General features: G+C 64.4%; 13 protein-coding genes. 8 read left to right on the forward strand and 5 right to left on the reverse strand.

Translation table 11 applies throughout. The features are described 5' to 3' along the window. Positions 1-74: 74 nt before the first annotated feature. On the forward strand, positions 75-818 hold the full coding sequence (locus GTP69_RS23240; protein WP_161057097.1) for an SDR family oxidoreductase: 744 nt from the start codon (positions 75-77) through the stop codon (positions 816-818). Here GTP69_RS23240 and GTP69_RS31755 read toward each other — a convergent pair. Together GTP69_RS31755 and GTP69_RS23250 are read right to left on the reverse strand one after the other, a co-directional pair. Continuing rightward, entirely contained in the window at positions 815-1,558 is a 744-nt protein-coding gene (locus GTP69_RS31755) for an MGMT family protein (RefSeq protein ID WP_161057098.1), read from the reverse strand. The genes GTP69_RS23240 and GTP69_RS31755 overlap by 4 nt on opposite strands. A gap of 13 nt (positions 1,559-1,571) precedes the next feature. Beyond that, positions 1,572-2,105, reverse strand: a complete 534-nt coding sequence (locus tag GTP69_RS23250; RefSeq protein WP_161057099.1) for a superoxide dismutase family protein — start codon at positions 2,103-2,105, stop codon at positions 1,572-1,574. A 133-nt stretch (positions 2,106-2,238) separates the two neighbouring features. On the opposite strand from GTP69_RS23250, the gene GTP69_RS23255 reads away from it, so the two are divergent. Together GTP69_RS23255 and GTP69_RS23260 are read left to right on the forward strand one after the other, a co-directional pair. Further along, entirely contained in the window at positions 2,239-2,529 is a 291-nt protein-coding gene (locus tag GTP69_RS23255; RefSeq protein ID WP_161057100.1) for a PsiF family protein, read from the forward strand. 220 nt (positions 2,530-2,749) lie between these two features. Further along, on the forward strand, positions 2,750-5,191 hold the full coding sequence (locus tag GTP69_RS23260) for a chemotaxis protein CheW (protein WP_229261116.1): 2,442 nt from the start codon (positions 2,750-2,752) through the stop codon (positions 5,189-5,191). 18 nt (positions 5,192-5,209) lie between these two features. Here GTP69_RS23260 and GTP69_RS23265 read toward each other — a convergent pair whose 3' ends face one another. After that, positions 5,210-6,484 carry an MFS transporter gene (locus tag GTP69_RS23265; protein WP_371868078.1) on the reverse strand — a complete coding sequence of 425 codons (1,275 nt, stop codon included), beginning with the start codon at positions 6,482-6,484 and terminating at the stop codon, positions 5,210-5,212. Positions 6,485-6,661: 177 nt separating this feature from the next. Between GTP69_RS23265 and GTP69_RS23270 the strand changes: the two genes are divergently transcribed. The 3 genes from GTP69_RS23270 to GTP69_RS23280 all read left to right on the forward strand — a co-directional run bounded on the left by GTP69_RS23270 (position 6,662) and on the right by GTP69_RS23280 (position 11,187). After that, a complete protein-coding gene (locus GTP69_RS23270) occupies positions 6,662-7,297 on the forward strand; it encodes a GIN domain-containing protein (RefSeq protein WP_161057101.1) in 636 nt (211 codons plus the stop codon). A gap of 97 nt (positions 7,298-7,394) precedes the next feature. Further along, positions 7,395-9,662 carry a putative bifunctional diguanylate cyclase/phosphodiesterase gene (locus GTP69_RS23275; RefSeq protein ID WP_161057102.1) on the forward strand — a complete coding sequence of 756 codons (2,268 nt, stop codon included), beginning with the start codon at positions 7,395-7,397 and terminating at the stop codon, positions 9,660-9,662. A 25-nt stretch (positions 9,663-9,687) separates the two neighbouring features. Continuing rightward, the gene (locus GTP69_RS23280; protein ID WP_161057103.1) at positions 9,688-11,187 is read left to right on the forward strand and encodes a methyl-accepting chemotaxis protein; all 1,500 of its coding nucleotides are present in this window, start codon (positions 9,688-9,690) and stop codon (positions 11,185-11,187) included. A gap of 8 nt (positions 11,188-11,195) precedes the next feature. Here GTP69_RS23280 and GTP69_RS23285 read toward each other — a convergent pair whose 3' ends face one another. Beyond that, positions 11,196-12,062, reverse strand: coding sequence for a GIN domain-containing protein (locus GTP69_RS23285; protein WP_161057104.1), 867 nt, complete (start codon positions 12,060-12,062; stop codon positions 11,196-11,198). 127 nt (positions 12,063-12,189) lie between these two features. Here GTP69_RS23285 and GTP69_RS23290 point away from each other — a divergent pair, with 127 nt between their 5' ends. Further along, positions 12,190-12,552 carry a nucleotide pyrophosphohydrolase gene (locus tag GTP69_RS23290; RefSeq protein WP_161057105.1) on the forward strand — a complete coding sequence of 121 codons (363 nt, stop codon included), beginning with the start codon at positions 12,190-12,192 and terminating at the stop codon, positions 12,550-12,552. After that, positions 12,552-14,435, forward strand: coding sequence for a sensor histidine kinase (locus GTP69_RS23295; RefSeq protein WP_161057106.1), 1,884 nt, complete (start codon positions 12,552-12,554; stop codon positions 14,433-14,435). Before GTP69_RS23290 ends, GTP69_RS23295 begins: the two co-directional genes overlap by 1 nt. A 9-nt stretch (positions 14,436-14,444) precedes the next feature. Here GTP69_RS23295 and GTP69_RS23300 read toward each other — a convergent pair whose 3' ends face one another. Continuing rightward, positions 14,445-16,334 carry a DUF3857 domain-containing protein gene (locus GTP69_RS23300; protein WP_161057107.1) on the reverse strand — a complete coding sequence of 630 codons (1,890 nt, stop codon included), beginning with the start codon at positions 16,332-16,334 and terminating at the stop codon, positions 14,445-14,447. Positions 16,335-16,336 lie beyond the last annotated feature (2 nt).

The raw sequence follows: 16,336 nt of genomic DNA on the forward strand, positions 1-16,336 counted from the left end.
CATATCATTTCCATTTATTTGCATAGTCGGGCTTCCTATACTTGCTTCATCAACCAACCACAAGGAGTTACGACATGAGCACCAACATCGAAAACAAAGTTGTTGTCATCACCGGCGCCAGCAGCGGCCTGGGCGAAGCAACCGCCCGCCATCTGGCCGCACGCGGCGCTGCCGTGGTGCTGGGTGCGCGTCGCACCGACAAGCTGGAGCAGATCGCCGCCGACATCCGCGCCGCAGGTGGCAAGGCCGAAGTGGTCGCCACTGACGTCACCAGCCGTGAACAGGTGCAGGCGCTGATAGACACCGCCGTGCGCGTGTTCGGCCGCGTGGACGTGCTGATCAACAATGCCGGCTTGATGTCGATCGCGCCGATGGACGAAGTCAAGGTGGACGAGTGGGACCGCATGATCGACATCAACGTCAAGGGCGTGCTGTACGGGATCGCCGCCGCGCTGCCGCAGTTCCGCAAACAGAACAGCGGCCACTTCATCAACATCGCCTCGGTGGCAGGCGTGAAAGTGTTCAGCCCGGGCGGCACCGTGTACAGCGGCACCAAGTTTGCGGTGCGCGCGATTTCCGAAGGCCTGCGCCATGAAGTGGGCGGCTCGATCCGCACCACCACCATCGAACCGGGCGCGGTCGACACGGAACTGAAGCACGGCAGCTCGCATGAGCAAAGCTCGCAGTTCGTCAAAGAGTTCTACAAGCTGGCCATTCCGGCCGACTCGGTAGCGCGCGCGATTGCCTACGCCATCGAACAGCCGGCCGACGTCGACATCAACGAAATCGTGCTGCGTCCGACCGTGCAGGAGTTCTAAACGGCTTCACCGCGCCACAGGTAGCGGGACAGGTCAACCACGGCAGCACCGTGGTTGACCACGCCCTCCGCCTGCAAGCGCGCCGCCTGCTCCGGCAGGAAGTTCAACAGCTCGCCACGGGCGTTGACGATGCGATGCGCCGGCAACGCGGGACTACGCTTGATGTAGCCCGGCAGCACCCGCACAAAACCATCGGCCACGCCGATGGCGACCGCCACATCGCTGTAGCGCACCACGCGCCCACGCGGAATGGTCGGCACAAAATCCAGGAATTTTTGATAGGAAGATTCGGGCAGCGCCGGATAACGGCTTTCGACCAGCGTCACCGCATCGCCGATGCGCAGTGCGCCGCCGGCCTCGATCACGCCCAGCACGCCACGACGCCGCAGCAACTGGCGCAGGTTGGGCACCACATGGCTGATGCGCCGGCACGCCTCGCAAAACATCGTCAAACGGATCTCAACCCCGGAAGACGTCAGCAACGCCGTCCCCGGCCGGAACAGCGCAGGCTGATCGCTGGAAATCACGATATTCTCACCCAGCGCACCGGGCGCAATCTCCAGCGCCCGCAGCTCGCTGGCCAGCGTGACCAGCACCTGCCGGGGGCTGAGCCGATTCGCATGCGCATCGCCATGGATGCCCAGACGCGCCTCGCACACCATCGCCTCGTCCTGCCCCAACGCCCGCAGCGGCTGGCCGCGCGCGGGCTTCAGGTACAGACGTTCAATCCGTCCGGTCACACAGTCAGGGGAATTATTTGCCAGCCACCACCACGCCGCACGCCAGACGCTTGCCGGAGTTGCCGGTTGGCTGGGTGACGAAATCGTCCGGATCGGCATGCACGATCAGGCCACGGCCGACGATGCTGTTGGCGGCGCCGGAGTCCAGCGAAATCTGGCTGGTCGGCACGCTCAGGTGCAGCGACGCCTTGCCGCTGGCATCGGCGGTGATGTTGCCGAAGTCGCCGCCGTGATGGGCCGTGTTTTGCGGGCCGCCATGCTGATGGTTGCCTGGATTGAAGTGGCCGCCGGCGCTGGTGCCATCCGGCGCGCTGCAATCGCCTTTTTCATGCAGGTGAAAGCCGTGCACGCCCGGCGCCAGGCCAGCGATGTCGGCGTCGATCCGCAACTGGTCGCCCTGCTGCGTGAAGCGTACCGAACCGGCGGTGGTGCTACCAGCGGTCGGTTTCAGCACCACGTCAGCGGTGGAATCGGCCGCCTGCGCCGCGCCGGTCGCTGCCAACGCCACGCCAACCGCCAGCAGGTAAGAAATCGAGATTTTTCGCATAGTGAGAGTCTCCATAATAAAAGCCAAAAGCTTATTGTTGCATTGTTTTCTCGGGACTGTGCACACCTTTACACTTCAGTTATAGTCCTTCTCAGGCAAGCACTTCGCCGCGCCGACCTTGCAAGGATATCTCATGAAAAAACTGTTTGTAGCCAGCCTGATCCTGTCCCTGAGCGGCGCTGTATTCGCGGCCGAGCCAACCGCGCAGCAGAACAAGATGAAAACCTGTAATGCGGACGCCACCGGCAAGAAGGGGGATGAACGCAAAGCCTTCATGAAGGAATGCCTGAGCGCCAAGCCGGCCGCCGCCGAAGCGCCTAAGCTGACCCAGCAAGAGAAAATGAAAAAATGTAATGGCGACGCCACCGGCAAGAAAGGTGACGAGCGCAAGGCCTTCATGAAGGAATGCCTGAGCAACAAATAAGCCATCGCCGCTGCCATCAACGCCATCCACGGATGGCGTTTTTTATCGGCGTCTTTTTACCAATAGTCATTATTGCCTTGGCACATTACTTGCTCTGAATATACTTTTTTGTGTTCAAGCCTACGTAATGACCAATTACCCTAAAGCTGACGCGGACATATTCCTACCCCATATGCCCGACGTAGCCCGCTGTGAACTCTCGCTGCGGGAACTGAATCAGATGTGGCGACTTATCGAGTCGTCCGCCAAGATGAACTGCCCGGCCGAAGCACGCCTGTTACTGCCGGCCATGGTAGCCACACGCACCGGTTTCGCGCATCTGGAACAAGCGCTGGTGGCCAATTTGGTGCAGGAGAAAGTCCGCCACGTGCTGGCCGAACTCGGCACCCAGGCGCGCTATGCGATCGACATCCTGGTGCGCAACCTGTTCGAGCGCACCGCCGATGTCGGCTTCCTCGCCACCGACGCCGATTTGTGCCGCTTCGTCGCCGGCCTCGTCGACGACAAGGACGCCGCCCGCCAGCGTCTGCACGACTACCGCGACAAGTACACCGTCTACGATGAAATCCTGCTGCTGGACCTCGACGGCCGCGTCATGGTGCAAGCCGATCCGGCCACCCCGGTGACCTACAGCCGCGACCCGCTGCTGCAACAGTCGCTGGACGCCAAAGGCTACGTCGAAACCTTCCGCGCCACCGACCTGCGTCCCGGCAAATCGCGCGCGCTGGTCTACTCGCACCGCATGCTGCATCCGGACACCGGCGAACCGGCGGGCGTGCTGTGCCTGTGCTTCAATTTCGAGCAGGAGATGGACGCCATCTTCGCCGCCTATCGCGACCCGTCGCAGCGCGCCAACATGTTGCTGCTGGACGCGCAAGACCATGTGATCAGCAGCGCCGATCCGCTGTGGATACCGCCCGGCGTGCGTGTGCCCACCAACGCCGACGGCCAGCCGCAGCTGCTGATGTTCGGCGGCCGCGAATACCTGGTGCGCACCTTCTGTTCGGACGGCTATCAGGGGTACCCCGGCCCGGCCGGCTGGAAGGCGCAGCTGATGATTCCGGTCGACCTGGCGTTCCGCACCAGCGGCGGCCAGTCGCTGGCCGACGTCGAGCCATCACTGATGCAAGGCCTTTTGTCGCACGCGCAGGCGTTCAGCCCGTCGCTGCATGAGCTGATGAGCTCCGTCACCCGTACCACCCGCACCATCGAGCGCATCGTCTGGAACGGCAAGGTCACCAGCGCCGCCAACGACCAGGTCAACGCCGACGGCAGCCACTCGGGCGGTATCAACAAACTCAACACGGTACTCGACCAGATCACCGAAACCGGCGAGCGCAGCGACGCTCTGTTCTCGCATTCGATCCAGGATTTGTACCAGACCGTGCTGGCCTCCAGCATCAGCGAAGCCGAGCTGACTTCGCAACTCTTGGTCGATATGCTGGACCGCAACCTGTACGAACGCGCCAACGATTGCCGCTGGTGGGCCTTGTCGGCGCAGTTGCGGCGCGGCCTGGCGCAACCGTCCGATGCGCAGACCAAGGCCATCGCCGACGTGCTGGCCTACATCAACAGCCTGTACACCGTGTATGCGCGCCTGTTCGTCTACGACCGGGGCGGCCGCATCATCGCCAGCACCGGCGGCGACGAGATCGTCGGCCAGTACATCAGCGGCGAGACGCTGGGCCGCGTGGCGGCGCTGCGCAGCGAGCTGGATCACTACCCGGAGACCTTCGGCCCGTCGGCCTTCTACGGCGGCGACGCCACCTACATCTACCATGCGGCGATCCGCCATCCGGAACAAAGCGGTACCGTGGTGGGCGGCATCGGCATCGTGTTCGACGCCAAACCGGAGCTGCTCAACATGCTGCATAGCGGTGTCGCCAGCCGCGCCAATATGCGCGCCTATTTCGTCACGCCGCAGGGCCAGATCCTGTCCAGCACCGACGCCGCCTGTTCGCCGGGCGATGTGCTGCAACTGGATGCGGGCCTGTTGGCGCAAGCCGATGCCGGCAACGGCGCCAGCGTCTCGCGCATCATGCAGCACGACGGCCAGTACGTGATCGCCGCCTGCACCCGCAGCGCCGGCTACCGCGAATTCCGCGCCGTCGACGGCATCGAGCAACCGGTGATTGCGGTGCTGCTGCAAGCCTTCGGCCCGGTGCGCCACGAGCTGCCGGCGCGCGCCGCCGTGCGCATCGAACGCCTGCGCGACACCGGTCCCGACTTCGCCATCTTCTACGCCGGCCGCACGCTGATGGCGCTGCGCGCCACGCAGATCCAGGAGGCGGTGCCGTTCGCCAAAGTGCAGCGCACCACCAGCGCCGGCCACCCGGCCCGCATGGGCATGCTGGACGTGCCGCTGGCCGGCGGCCAGAAGCACTTCGTCTGGGTGTTCGACCTGGCGCTGCTGGCCACCGGCAAGGCCGGCACGGTCACCGACAACAGCCAGGTGATGCTGGTGCACAGCGGCGCCACCGTCATCGGCCTGCTGGTGGACGACCTGCATTCCGTGCAGCAGTTCGACAGCGCCGACATGACCGAGTCGCCATTCAGCAGCGGCGACATGGCGCTGGCGCCGCGCCTGATCAAGGCCAATCAGGGCAATGTGCTGATCCAGGAGCTCGACATCGAGCGCCTGATGGCGCGCCTGCGCGGTTGATGCTGAACTGAGCGTCAGCTATGCGCCGGCGACATGCAGCAGCCGGCGCTCCTGGCGGCGATACAGCACCAGTGTGGCGAACAGGCCGCACACTGCGGCCAGCGTCATCCACCATCCCGGCGCGCTCTTGTCGCCGGTGTAGGCGATCAAGCCGGTGGCGATGGCCGGCGTGAAGCCGCCGAACAGCGCCGTCGCCAGGCTGTACGCCAGCGAGAAGCCGACCGTGCGCACATCCTCCGGCATCATCTCGGCCAGCGCCACTACCATCGCACCGTTGTAGCTGGCGTACAGGAAGGACAGCCACAACTCCACTTCCAGCATGCGGCCGAAGCTCGGCGCCTGCACCAGCCAGTGCAGCGCCGGATAGGCGGTCAGGATGGTCAGCACGGTCACGCCCAGCAGCAGCGGGCGGCGGCCGATGCGGTCCGACAGCGCCCCCATCACCGGCAGCCAGATGAAGTTGGAGATGCCGATCAGCGCCGTCACCACCAGCGCGTCGGTGCTGCTCAGGTGCAGCACGCTCTTGCCGAAAGTCGGCGTGTAGACGGTGATCAGGTAGAACGACACGGTGGTCATCGACACCAGCATCATGCCGCACAGGACCAGGCCCCAGTTGCTGACCATCGAGCGGAAGATTTCATGCAGCTCCGGCCGGCGCTTGCGGGCCTGGAAGGCCGCCGTCTCCTGCAACGAGCGGCGCAGGAAGAACAGCACCGGCACGATCATGCAGCCGACGAAGAACGGAATGCGCCAGCCCCAGGCGCTGATCTCGGCCGGCGCCATCAACTCGTTCAAGGCAAAGCCCAGCGCCGCCGCCACCACCACCGCCACCTGCTGGCTGGCCGACTGCCAGCTGACATAAAAGCCCTTGTTGCCGGGCGTCGCCATCTCCGACAGGTAGATCGACACGCCGCCCAGTTCCACGCCGGCCGAAAAGCCCTGCAGCAGACGGCCGGTCAGCACCAGCGCCGGCGCCAGGTAGCCGATGCTGGCGTAGCCCGGCACGCAGGCGATCAGCAGCGTGCCGGTGGCCATCAGCGCCAGCGTCACGATCAGTCCCTTGCGGCGGCCAACCCGATCGACATAGGCGCCCAGCAGGATGGCGCCGAGGGGCCGCATCAGGAAGCCGGCGCCAAAGGTCATAAAGGTCAGCATCAGCGACGCCACGCCGTCGCTGGCCGGGAAAAACGCGGCGGCGATGGCGTTGGCGTAAAAGCCGAACAGGAAGAAATCGAACATTTCCATGAAATTGCCGCTGACCACGCGGATCACGGTGCCGGTTTGGGTAGCCACATCGTCCTCACTGAAAGCTGCGGCGAACGGCCGCGTCCGCCTAACTATAGAGGAAATAGTCGCCGGCAAACAACACAGCCCCCATTTTCGGCAGTTCGTCACAAAACTTTCGGCAGAGGCAAACAAGTTCAGTAAAATCAACCATGTCGAATTAAACAACTTTACCGAGGAATTATCATGCGCCGTACCGCTGCCGCCGTCCTGATCCCCGCCCTGTTTGCGCTGAGCGCCCCGAATCTGCAGGCGGCGGAATCCACCCGCGCGCTGCCGTCGTTCATCGCCATCAACGCCAAGGGCGCGTTTGCCATGACGGTGGAAGTGGGCAAGACGCAGTCGGTAGTGATCAGCGGCGAGGACAAATTCGTCTCCAACCTGAAGACCGAGGTCATCGACAATGAACTGCAAATCACGCTGCCGGAAAAGGTCTACAAGGGCACGCTGAAAGACCCGCGCATCACCATCACCCTGCCGGCGCTGAGCCGCGTCAAGGTGGAAGGCGCCGGCGAAACGCTGCTCAACAAGGTCAATACCGACCGCCTGGACATCAGCTACCAGGGAGCCGGCCGGCTGGCCGCCAACGGCAAGGTCAAATACCTGCGCGTGAACGCGCGCGGCGTCGGCGAAGTCGATACCAGCAAACTGCTGGCCGACCGCGTGGACGTCAGCTTTGAAGGCATCGGCAATGTGAGCGTTTATGCCACGGACCTGCTGAACGCCGTGGCCAAGGGCATCGGCGAACTGACCTACTACGGCCATCCGAAAACCGTCAACAAGTCGGTGTCCGGTATCGGCAACGTCAAGGCCGGCGACTAAGTGACTGAGTAAGTTGCTCGGTGACACCGGTAGCGAATGCGGGTACTATCAGTTGCATAACGCATGACCCTCGCAACGCATCCGGGAGACTCGCTTCGTGGCTGTGGCAAACGACATCGCACACTGGCGCGCACAGATTTTTGCCAAGCTGCTGCTGGTGGTGTTTGTGCTCGGATTATTCACGGCCATCCCCAGCGCATTGCTGGCGGCCAGCGAGGGCATGTGGTCGATCGCCATCGTGGATGTCGTGGCGCTGGCGTGGATCGGCGCCATCTGGCGCTGGCGCCGCCTGTCGTACACGGCGCGCGTGGTCAACTTCCTCAGCGTCGCCATCGTGGTCGGCATCGCCCTGCTGTTCAAGGTGGGGCCGGTCAGCCAGATCTACCTGATGGCGGTGCCGGTGCTGGCGGCGCTGCTGCTTGGCCTGCGCCCGGCGCTGGTCACGCTGGTACTGACCGCGCTGATCGTCATGGTGCTGGGCTTTAACGACAACGCCAACCTGCACCTCGCCGGCCTGCCGGACGATGGCTTCCTGCGCGCCGCCATCATCTCCCTCAACTTCAGCTTCATGACGGCGGTGCTGACGCTGTCGTGCGCGGTGCTGCTGCAACACCTGGAACGCTCGTTCGACAAGCTGTCCGACCTCAACGCCGAACTGCGCCTGACCTCCGCCGCCGTGGCGCGCCTGAACGACATGGTGCTGATCGCGCAGGTGGGACAGGACGACGACCAGCACATCATCTTCGTCAACGAAGCGTTTGAACGCCGCACCGGCTACCGCCGCGACGAAGTGATCGGCCGCGACCTGCGCCTGCTGCGCGGCCCCGACACCGACCCGGCGGTGGTCGACACCATCGAACGCGCCATGGCGCGCAGCGAAACCGTGCGCGCCGAACTGCTTAACTATACCAAGACCGGCACCGCGTACTGGGTGGAGACGGAGCTGGTGCCGTTTGCCGACGAAGGTGGCGTCAACACGCACTGGGTGGCGGTGGAGCGCGACATCACCGAGCGCAAAAAATCGCAGGACGACATCCACCGCCTTGCCTTCTTCGACGTACTCACCGGCCTGCCCAACCGCCGCCTGCTGATGGACCGCATCGACAAGCTGCTGGCCAGCTCCGAGCGCGGCGCCACCTACAGCGCGGTGATGTTCATCGACCTCGATCGCTTCAAGACCATCAACGACGCGCGCGGCCACGCCATCGGCGACGCCCTGCTGTGCAACGCCGCCGCGCGCCTTAGCAAATTGATGCGCAAGGCCGACACGGTGGCGCGCATCGGCGGCGACGAATTCGTGGTGCTGCTCGGCCACCTGTCGCACGAGCTGCCCGGCGCCACCCACGCGGCGCAGACGGTGGCGGAGAAAATCCGCAACGCCATCGGCCAGGATCTCGACATCGAAGGCCAGAACTACAACTCCACCGCCAGCATCGGCGTGACCATGCTGCCACGCCCCGGCTCACCCAACCAGACCGCGCAAGACCTGCTGCGCGAAGCCGATACCGCCATGTACCGCGCCAAGTCGAATGGCCGCAACGGCATCGCCTTCTTCGAGACGGCGATGCAGGCCGAAGTCGAACACCGCCTGACGCTGGAGCACGACCTGGCCGCCGCGCTGGCCAACGGCGAATTGCAGATGCACGTGCAGGCGCAGGTCGACCGTCACGGCCACGCAGTCGGCGGCGAACTGCTGATGCGCTGGCCGCTGACGGATGGCAGCATGATCCCGCCCTCGGTCTTCATCCCGGTGGCCGAGGAATCGGGCCTGATCGTCGAACTGGGTGCGTGGGCCTTGCGCCAGGCCTGCCACGCCGTGCTGGAATTGCAGGCGGCCGGACTGGCGATGCCGCTGTCGGTCAACGTCAGCCCGACCCAATTCCGCCAGGTTGATTTCGTCGAGCAGGTGCAGCGGGTGCTGGCCGATACCGGCGCGCCGGCCGCGCTGCTGGTACTGGAAGTGACCGAAGGCCTGTTGATCGACAAGATGGAAGACACCATCGCCCGCATGCACCGGCTGACCGAAATGGGCCTGCGCTTTTCGATCGACGATTTCGGCACCGGCTATTCCAGCATGGCGTACCTGAAGAAGATGCCGCTGTATGAGCTGAAGATCGACCGCAGCTTCATCATGGATACGCCGGAAGACGCCAGCAGCAAGGCGCTGGTGCAATCGATCCTGGCGATGGCCGGCCATCTCGGCCTGCGCGTGGTGGCCGAAGGCGTGGAGACGCAGGCCCAGGCCGATTTCCTGATCGCCCACGATTGCGCCTGCATGCAAGGCTACCTGTACGCGCGGCCGATGCCGCTGGCGTCATTCATCACAAGTTTACAAAGCAGTACGGTCGTGGCAGCCGTCGTCTAGCCACCTACTATAAATGGGGGATGCAATGAAACTGAGTGTTGCGCACAAAATGGGACTGCTGGCCGCAGCCGCCTTGGCGGGCATCGTATTGATGGCGGGTCTGAGCCAGTACCAGATGGAAGAAGTCTACGATGCAGCCAACTACTCCACCGTCAACACGGTGCCCAGCCTGGTGGTGATCGACAAGCTGCGCGACAGCTTTTTGCGCATGCGCATCCGCGTCAACCAGCACGTGCTGAATGCCGACGACAAGAAATTCCCGGAGCTGGACGCCGCCGTCACCGACATGCGCAAGCTGGTCGACGACAGCATGAAGAAATACGAGCCGCTGCTGGCCGACGACAAGGACAAGGCCATCCTCGACAAGGAAAAAGCCTCGTGGGCCAAGATACAGCCGCAGATCGAAGCGGTGCTGGCCGAATCGCGCAGCAACCACAATGACAAGGCGCGCATCGCGCTGGAGGCGGCGCGGCCGGAAATCCAGGTGATGCAGGCGCTGCTCGACAACCACTTCGACTACAACGTCGAACTGGGACAGCAAGGTGCGGAACGCGGCGCGGCCGCCAAGAAAGCGGCGGCGCGCACATCCATCTTCATCGCCGCCGGCACGCTGGTGGTGGTGGCGCTGATCAGCGCCCTGATCGCGCGCGCATTGCTCAAGCAACTGGGTGGCGAACCGGATTACGCCGCCGACATCGTCAACCGCGTGGCCAATGGCGACCTGACGGTGACGGTGCAGATCAAGCCGGGCGACACCACCAGCCTGCTGGCGGCGATGCACAGCATGGTCGGCAATCTGTCGCGCGTGGTAGGAGAAGTCAACGACGGCGCCGAGGCTTTGGCCAGCGCTTCGGAAGAAGTCAGCGCCACGGCGCAGTCGCTGTCGCAGGGGGCCAGCGAACAGGCGGCGGCAGCGGAAGAATCCAGCGCCGCCATCGAACAGATGTCGGCCTCGATCGCGCAGAACACCGAGAACGCCAAGGTCACCGACGGCATGGCCGGCAAGGCCGCGCAGGAAGCGGGAGAAGGCGGCGCGGCGGTGCGCTCCACCGTGACGGCGATGCGCGAGATCGCCAAGAAAATCGGCATCATCGACGATATCGCCTATCAGACCAACCTGCTGGCGCTGAACGCGGCGATCGAAGCGGCGCGCGCCGGCGAACATGGCAAGGGCTTTGCCGTGGTGGCGGCCGAGGTGCGCAAGCTGGCGGAACGCAGCCAGGTGGCGGCGCAGGAAATCGAGCAGGTGGCGTCGGGCAGCGTGAGCCTGGCCGAGAAGGCCGGCGCGCTGCTGGACACCATGCTGCCGAATATCAAACGCACTTCGGACCTGGTGCAGGAAATTACGGCGGCATCCGAGGAGCAATCGGCCGGCGCGGGGCAAATCAATTCCGCCATGAGCCAGTTAAGCCAGACCACGCAAATGAACGCCTCCAGCTCCGAGCAACTCGCCGCCACCGCCGAAGAGATGAGCGGTCAGGCCGAGCAGCTGCAAAGCTCGATGGCGTTCTTCAAGGTGCGTTAGATCAGCTGTTAATTCACGACGGTGACGTGCTTGCCGCTGACATTGCGCTGGGCCGGATTGCCGTACACCGTCACGCCGCCGGAGCCGTTGGAGTAGGCCACCACCGACTGCGTGACGGTGGCCGAAATGCCGCCGGAGCCATTGCTGTTCAAGTCTGCGCTCTGGCTGGTCAGGCTGGCCAGGTCGGCGCTGCCGGAGCCGTTCAGACGTACCGTGACATTGCGCACGTTGCCGCTGGCGTTGGCGCCGCCGGAGCCGCGCAGGTCCAGGTTCAGCGATTCGCCATTGATGCGGCCTAGGTCCAGTCGTCCGGAACCATTCAGACGGGCGACGGTGGAGCCGCTGTCCAGGCCCGAGGCATTCAGTCCGCCGGAGCCGTTCAGGCGCGCATCCAGCAACTCGACTTTACCGCTCAGACGCACCGAGCGCGAGCCGTTCAGCGCCAGCTCCAGCGGCGCGCCATTCAGGCCGTTGACCACCATCGAACCGGAACCGTTGGCCGACAGGTGACGCAGCACCGGCGTGCTGTAGGTGATGCGGATCGGATTGCTGGTGCGGATATTCCCTTCGATCCAGACGCGCAGCGTGCCGCCGCTGGCATCGGTGCGGATCAGCGGCAGGATGTTGCTGTCGCCTTCCAGTTGCAGGCCGGTGGCCTGGCCGACCCGCACGTCGACCTGCATCGGGCCATTGACGTCGAAGCCATCCAGCGTGGCGATCTCGCGGTTTTCCACCACCAGCTTGCCATCGCCCTGCACCGCGTTGCCGCCATACGCCGATTTGTACGACATGCCGCCATCGCCATCCGGCACCACGATAACGGCGCAGCCGGCGAGGATGGCGAGGGAAGCGAGAGCGATGACAGTGCGGCGCATGATGGGTGTCCTTAAAATAGTAAAGTGTTGCCACTATAGCCAGCGCCCTCGCCGCCCGTCCCGCCGATGCGATAAACGGTCGAAAAAGAGGGATGAAACGCATAATCGGCGGTGTACCATAGCGGTCATGACAACCTCCAACCTGCCCGACCTGCAAGACCTGCGCGAGCGCACGCGCCAATTCGCCCAAGCCCGCGACTGGGAGCAGTTCCACACGCCAAAAAACCTGGCCATGGCGCTGTCGGTGGAAGTGGCCGAACTGGCGGAGCACTTCCAGTGGCTGCAAACCGGCGGCGCCGCCGAACTGGATGACGGCAAGCGCACCGCCATCCGCCACGAGCTGGCCGACGTGCTGCTCTACCTGGTCCAGCTGGCGGACAAGATGCAAGTCGACCTGCATGCCGCCGCCGTCGAAAAAATGGCGCTCAACGCCGTCAAATATCCGGCCGACACCGTGCGCGGCGACGCCCGCAAATACAACGAATACTGATGCGGCGCCTACTGGATATCGCCGCTGCGTTGTTGGCTTGCGCGCTGATGCTGCTGGCCGCGCCGGCCAGCGCCGAGCCGCAGCACCTGGCGGCGGCCAACTGGCTGGTGACCACGGCCGACCGCTACAGCGCGCCCCCGGCCAGCATCGACAGCGGCAACCTGCCCGGCCCATGGCATCCGCTGACATTACCATCAACCCTTCCACCAGGCGACCGCCGTGCCGACGACATCGACACCACCTGGATCAGGGTGACTGTGCCGGCAAGCGCGCAGACCAGCGGCCCGCTAGCGATCTACGGCGCCCGCGTCACGGTGGAAGGCACGATCGCGGTCTACGTCAACGGCCGGCTGGCGCATCGCGCGCAGCAGCAAGGCCCGTTGTGGGACAGCCCGTTCACGCCCTTGTGGATCACGCTGGACACCGACACCGATGCCGCCCCGGTGCGCGAAATCCTGGTGCGGCTGGAACACCGCGCCCCCACCCGCGTAGCACTGTCCTCGCTATGGTTCGGCGCCAGCGACGCGCTGCATAGCCGCTACTACACGCGCCTGTGGTTGCAGCGCGAACTGCCGGCCACACTCAACGCCGCCTTCCTGCTGGTCGGCCTGTTCTCGCTGGCGGTGTGGCTGCTCCGCCGCCACCGCTACGAATACCTGCTGTTCTTCTACCTGGCCGCGACCTCGTTTCTAGGCCACCTGCACTACTATCTCAGCCTGCCGGTCACCGGCGGCTGGTTCGCCTGGCTCACTGCCAACGCCCTGTTCTGGCTGGTGACGGTGCTGCACCTGTTCCTGCGCAAGCTGCACGGCCGCCCGCTGGCCTGGCTGACGCGGGTGCTGGTCGGCGTCAGCGCCGCCATCAGCGTGCTGTCGATGCCCTTCGTGGCGATCCTGCCGGTCTATCCATCCACCTCCGTGCTGGTGCCGCTGGTGTACGCGGTGGTGGTGGTGATGGCGGCCACCGTCTGCATCGTCGCCGCAGCCTGTTCGTGGCGCCGTTCGCGCGAGGGCCTGCTGCTGGCGGCGGGCCTGGGCCTGTGCACGCTGCTGGGCGTACCCGATTGGCTGATGCACAACCATGTCGCCAGTGCCGAAGGCTGGTTCACCGGCGCCTATACCAACGCCGTCACCTTTTGCATGTTCGGCATACTGATGGCGCGCCGCTACGTCAACGCCATCCGCGGCATGGAAAACAGCAACGCCAGCCTGGAACAGCGGCTGCAAAAGCGCGAAGCGGAACTGGAAGTCATCCACAGCCAGTTGCGCGACGCCGCCCAGCAGCAGACCATCAGCGACGAACGCCAGCGGCTGATGCAGGACATGCACGACGGCCTGGGCTCGTCGCTGATCAACGCCATCCGCTCGGTCGACCAGACCGGTATCAGCGCGCAGAAGATTTCGCAGATCCTGAAGGACTGCCTGGATGACCTGAAGCTGACCATCGACTCGATGGAACCGATCGAAGCGGACCTGCTGATGTTATTGGGATCCCTGCGCTTCCGGCTGGAGCCAAGGCTGGAAGGCACCGGCATCACGCTGCACTGGGAAATCCGCGACGTGCCGCCGCTGCCATGGCTGGAGCCGGGCAGCGCGCTGAGTATTCTGCGTATCATCCAGGAGAGCATCGCCAATATCCTGCGCCACACGCCGGCGACTGAAATCCGCCTCAGCACCCGGCACGACATTGAAGGCGATGGCGTGCAGGTGACCGTCAGCGACAATGGCGGCGGCTTCGACCTGGCGGCCACGCTGCAATCACCGGGCGGGCGCGGCATCCGCAATCAGCAGCGGCGCGCCCGCAGCGTCAATGGCCGCGTGGACTGGGCGTGCGACGGTAGCGGCACGCGCTTCACCCTGTGGCTGCCGCTGGCGCGCGCCTGAGCCGGCAGCCTAGTTGGCGCCGGCCGCCATATCGGCCGCTTCCGGCACCTGCAAGATAAACTGGCTGCGCATGTCGCGCACCATTTTCCTGATATCGCCCTGCATCGCCAGATAGTCTTCCGGCGTGCACACGCGGGTGCCGGCCTTACCGCTCTTCAAGGCGCGCTTGATCAGCAGCTTGCCGTCCACCTGGCGGAACTCCGCGCTGTACTGGAAGTATGGGCTGGCCAGGTGCACATCCGGCGGCACCGCCAGCAGCGTGGCGTTGGCCGGAAATTCGTAGCTCGCATCTTCCTCGTAATCGTTTTCCGGACACAGATAGGGCTGGGTGCGGGTAGTCTCGTTAGTCAGGCCGAGGACCTGCTGCGCCAGCCCCACATACAGGCTGCTGTACGCCGGCACGCCGACCGGACCTGGCAGATACACCCAGTTGTCGCCGCTGCCCTTCAGCGTAAAGCGATATCCCTTGCCGCTGGCCGCCTCACTCAGGTCGCCCAGCACCACCTCGCCACGCCCCTTGATGGTGGCAGACTTCAGCAGCACTTCAACAAAGCGCTCCTGGTCGACCTTGCCCCAGTTGCGATGCTCGTTGCGCACCGCCTCTTCCCACGCGCCCAACTGGTCGCGCGTGAAGTTGAACGTGGCCGAACCATCGGCTGCAATCTTCACCGTGTAGTGGTTCTTGATCTTGATCAGCTGTGTCACCGGCGTGTGCCCCATTTGGCCGCTGCGGGTCAGGATCACCGGCTTGTCCAGATCATCGCCCGGCAGGTAGCCGGCGGCGATGCTGTCCGCGGTCGAATCGAGATACAGGTCCAGCGCCGGGATGTAGGTGATGACGTGATTGAACTGGCCAAGTTGCGCCACCGGCGGCAGCCTGAATGACCAACCGAGGTTGATCAGCGCCGGCGTGCTGTCGATGCCGACCGCGTGCAGCATCGCTTCCATCAGCGCCACGTGATCCTTGCAGTCGCCGTAGCGGTTGTCCAGTATCGACTCCGCGCTGTGCGGCTCCAGGCCGCCGTTGCCGATGTACACCGCGACATAGCGCACGTTCTTGCGCACCCAGTTGTCGATGGCCATGGCCTGCGCGCGCGGATCGTTCAACCCCTTTACCACCTCGCGCGCCCTGGCGGTGATGCGCGGCGTCACCGCCGCCGCCAGCGCAGCGGTACGGTCGTAGGCCAGGCCGATTTCACCGTAGCTGTTGAAGGTCGAGACGATCAGATGGCGCCCATAGTCGGAGTAAGCGATCGCGCCGACCTCGATGCGCGGTGTCGGCGCCTGCACGTAGTCCCAGCGGTAGACAGTGCGGCCGTCGTGCTGCTGCGGCGTGCTGGCCTTGAAGCCGGGATCGTCCGCCTTCAGCAGCATCCCGGCCGGCATATCGTAGATCAGCGTCAGTTGCCCGGTGCGGCGGAACAGCGGATAGGTGATGTCGCTGAACTGGCCGGGGAAATAAGCGCTGCGGCGGATCTTGTGGGTCTTTGAATACAGCTTGTCGCCGACCGCCACGTCGGCGTAGATCACGCTTTTGACCTGCATGTCCTGGAACATGGCCGCGCCGCTGTAGGCCGGTTCATTTTGCAGCTTGATCTGCTCCGGCAGCACCGGAATGCGGCGGCCATCCGGCTTTTCGGTGTAAGCCTCGATGATCTCCACATCTTCCAGCGTGCGGTTGAAATGGAACTGGCGTTGCGACTGATGCGCCACGGCGCGCTGCTCGTTGATCTGCACCAGTTCTTCAAAATCCTGGACATAGCTGCCGTCGCGCTGCACCACAAAGGTCTGCTGGTTCTTCAGCGTGGTCACCGAGGTATCGATGCCATCATCGGCGGCCAGCGCGGGCTGGGACCACAGCGCGGCGGCGCACAGCAGGGCAAACAATTTCAATTTCATGG

Source organism: Duganella levis (genome assembly GCF_009857605.1).
GTDB lineage: Bacteria > Pseudomonadota > Gammaproteobacteria > Burkholderiales > Burkholderiaceae_D > Rugamonas > Rugamonas levis.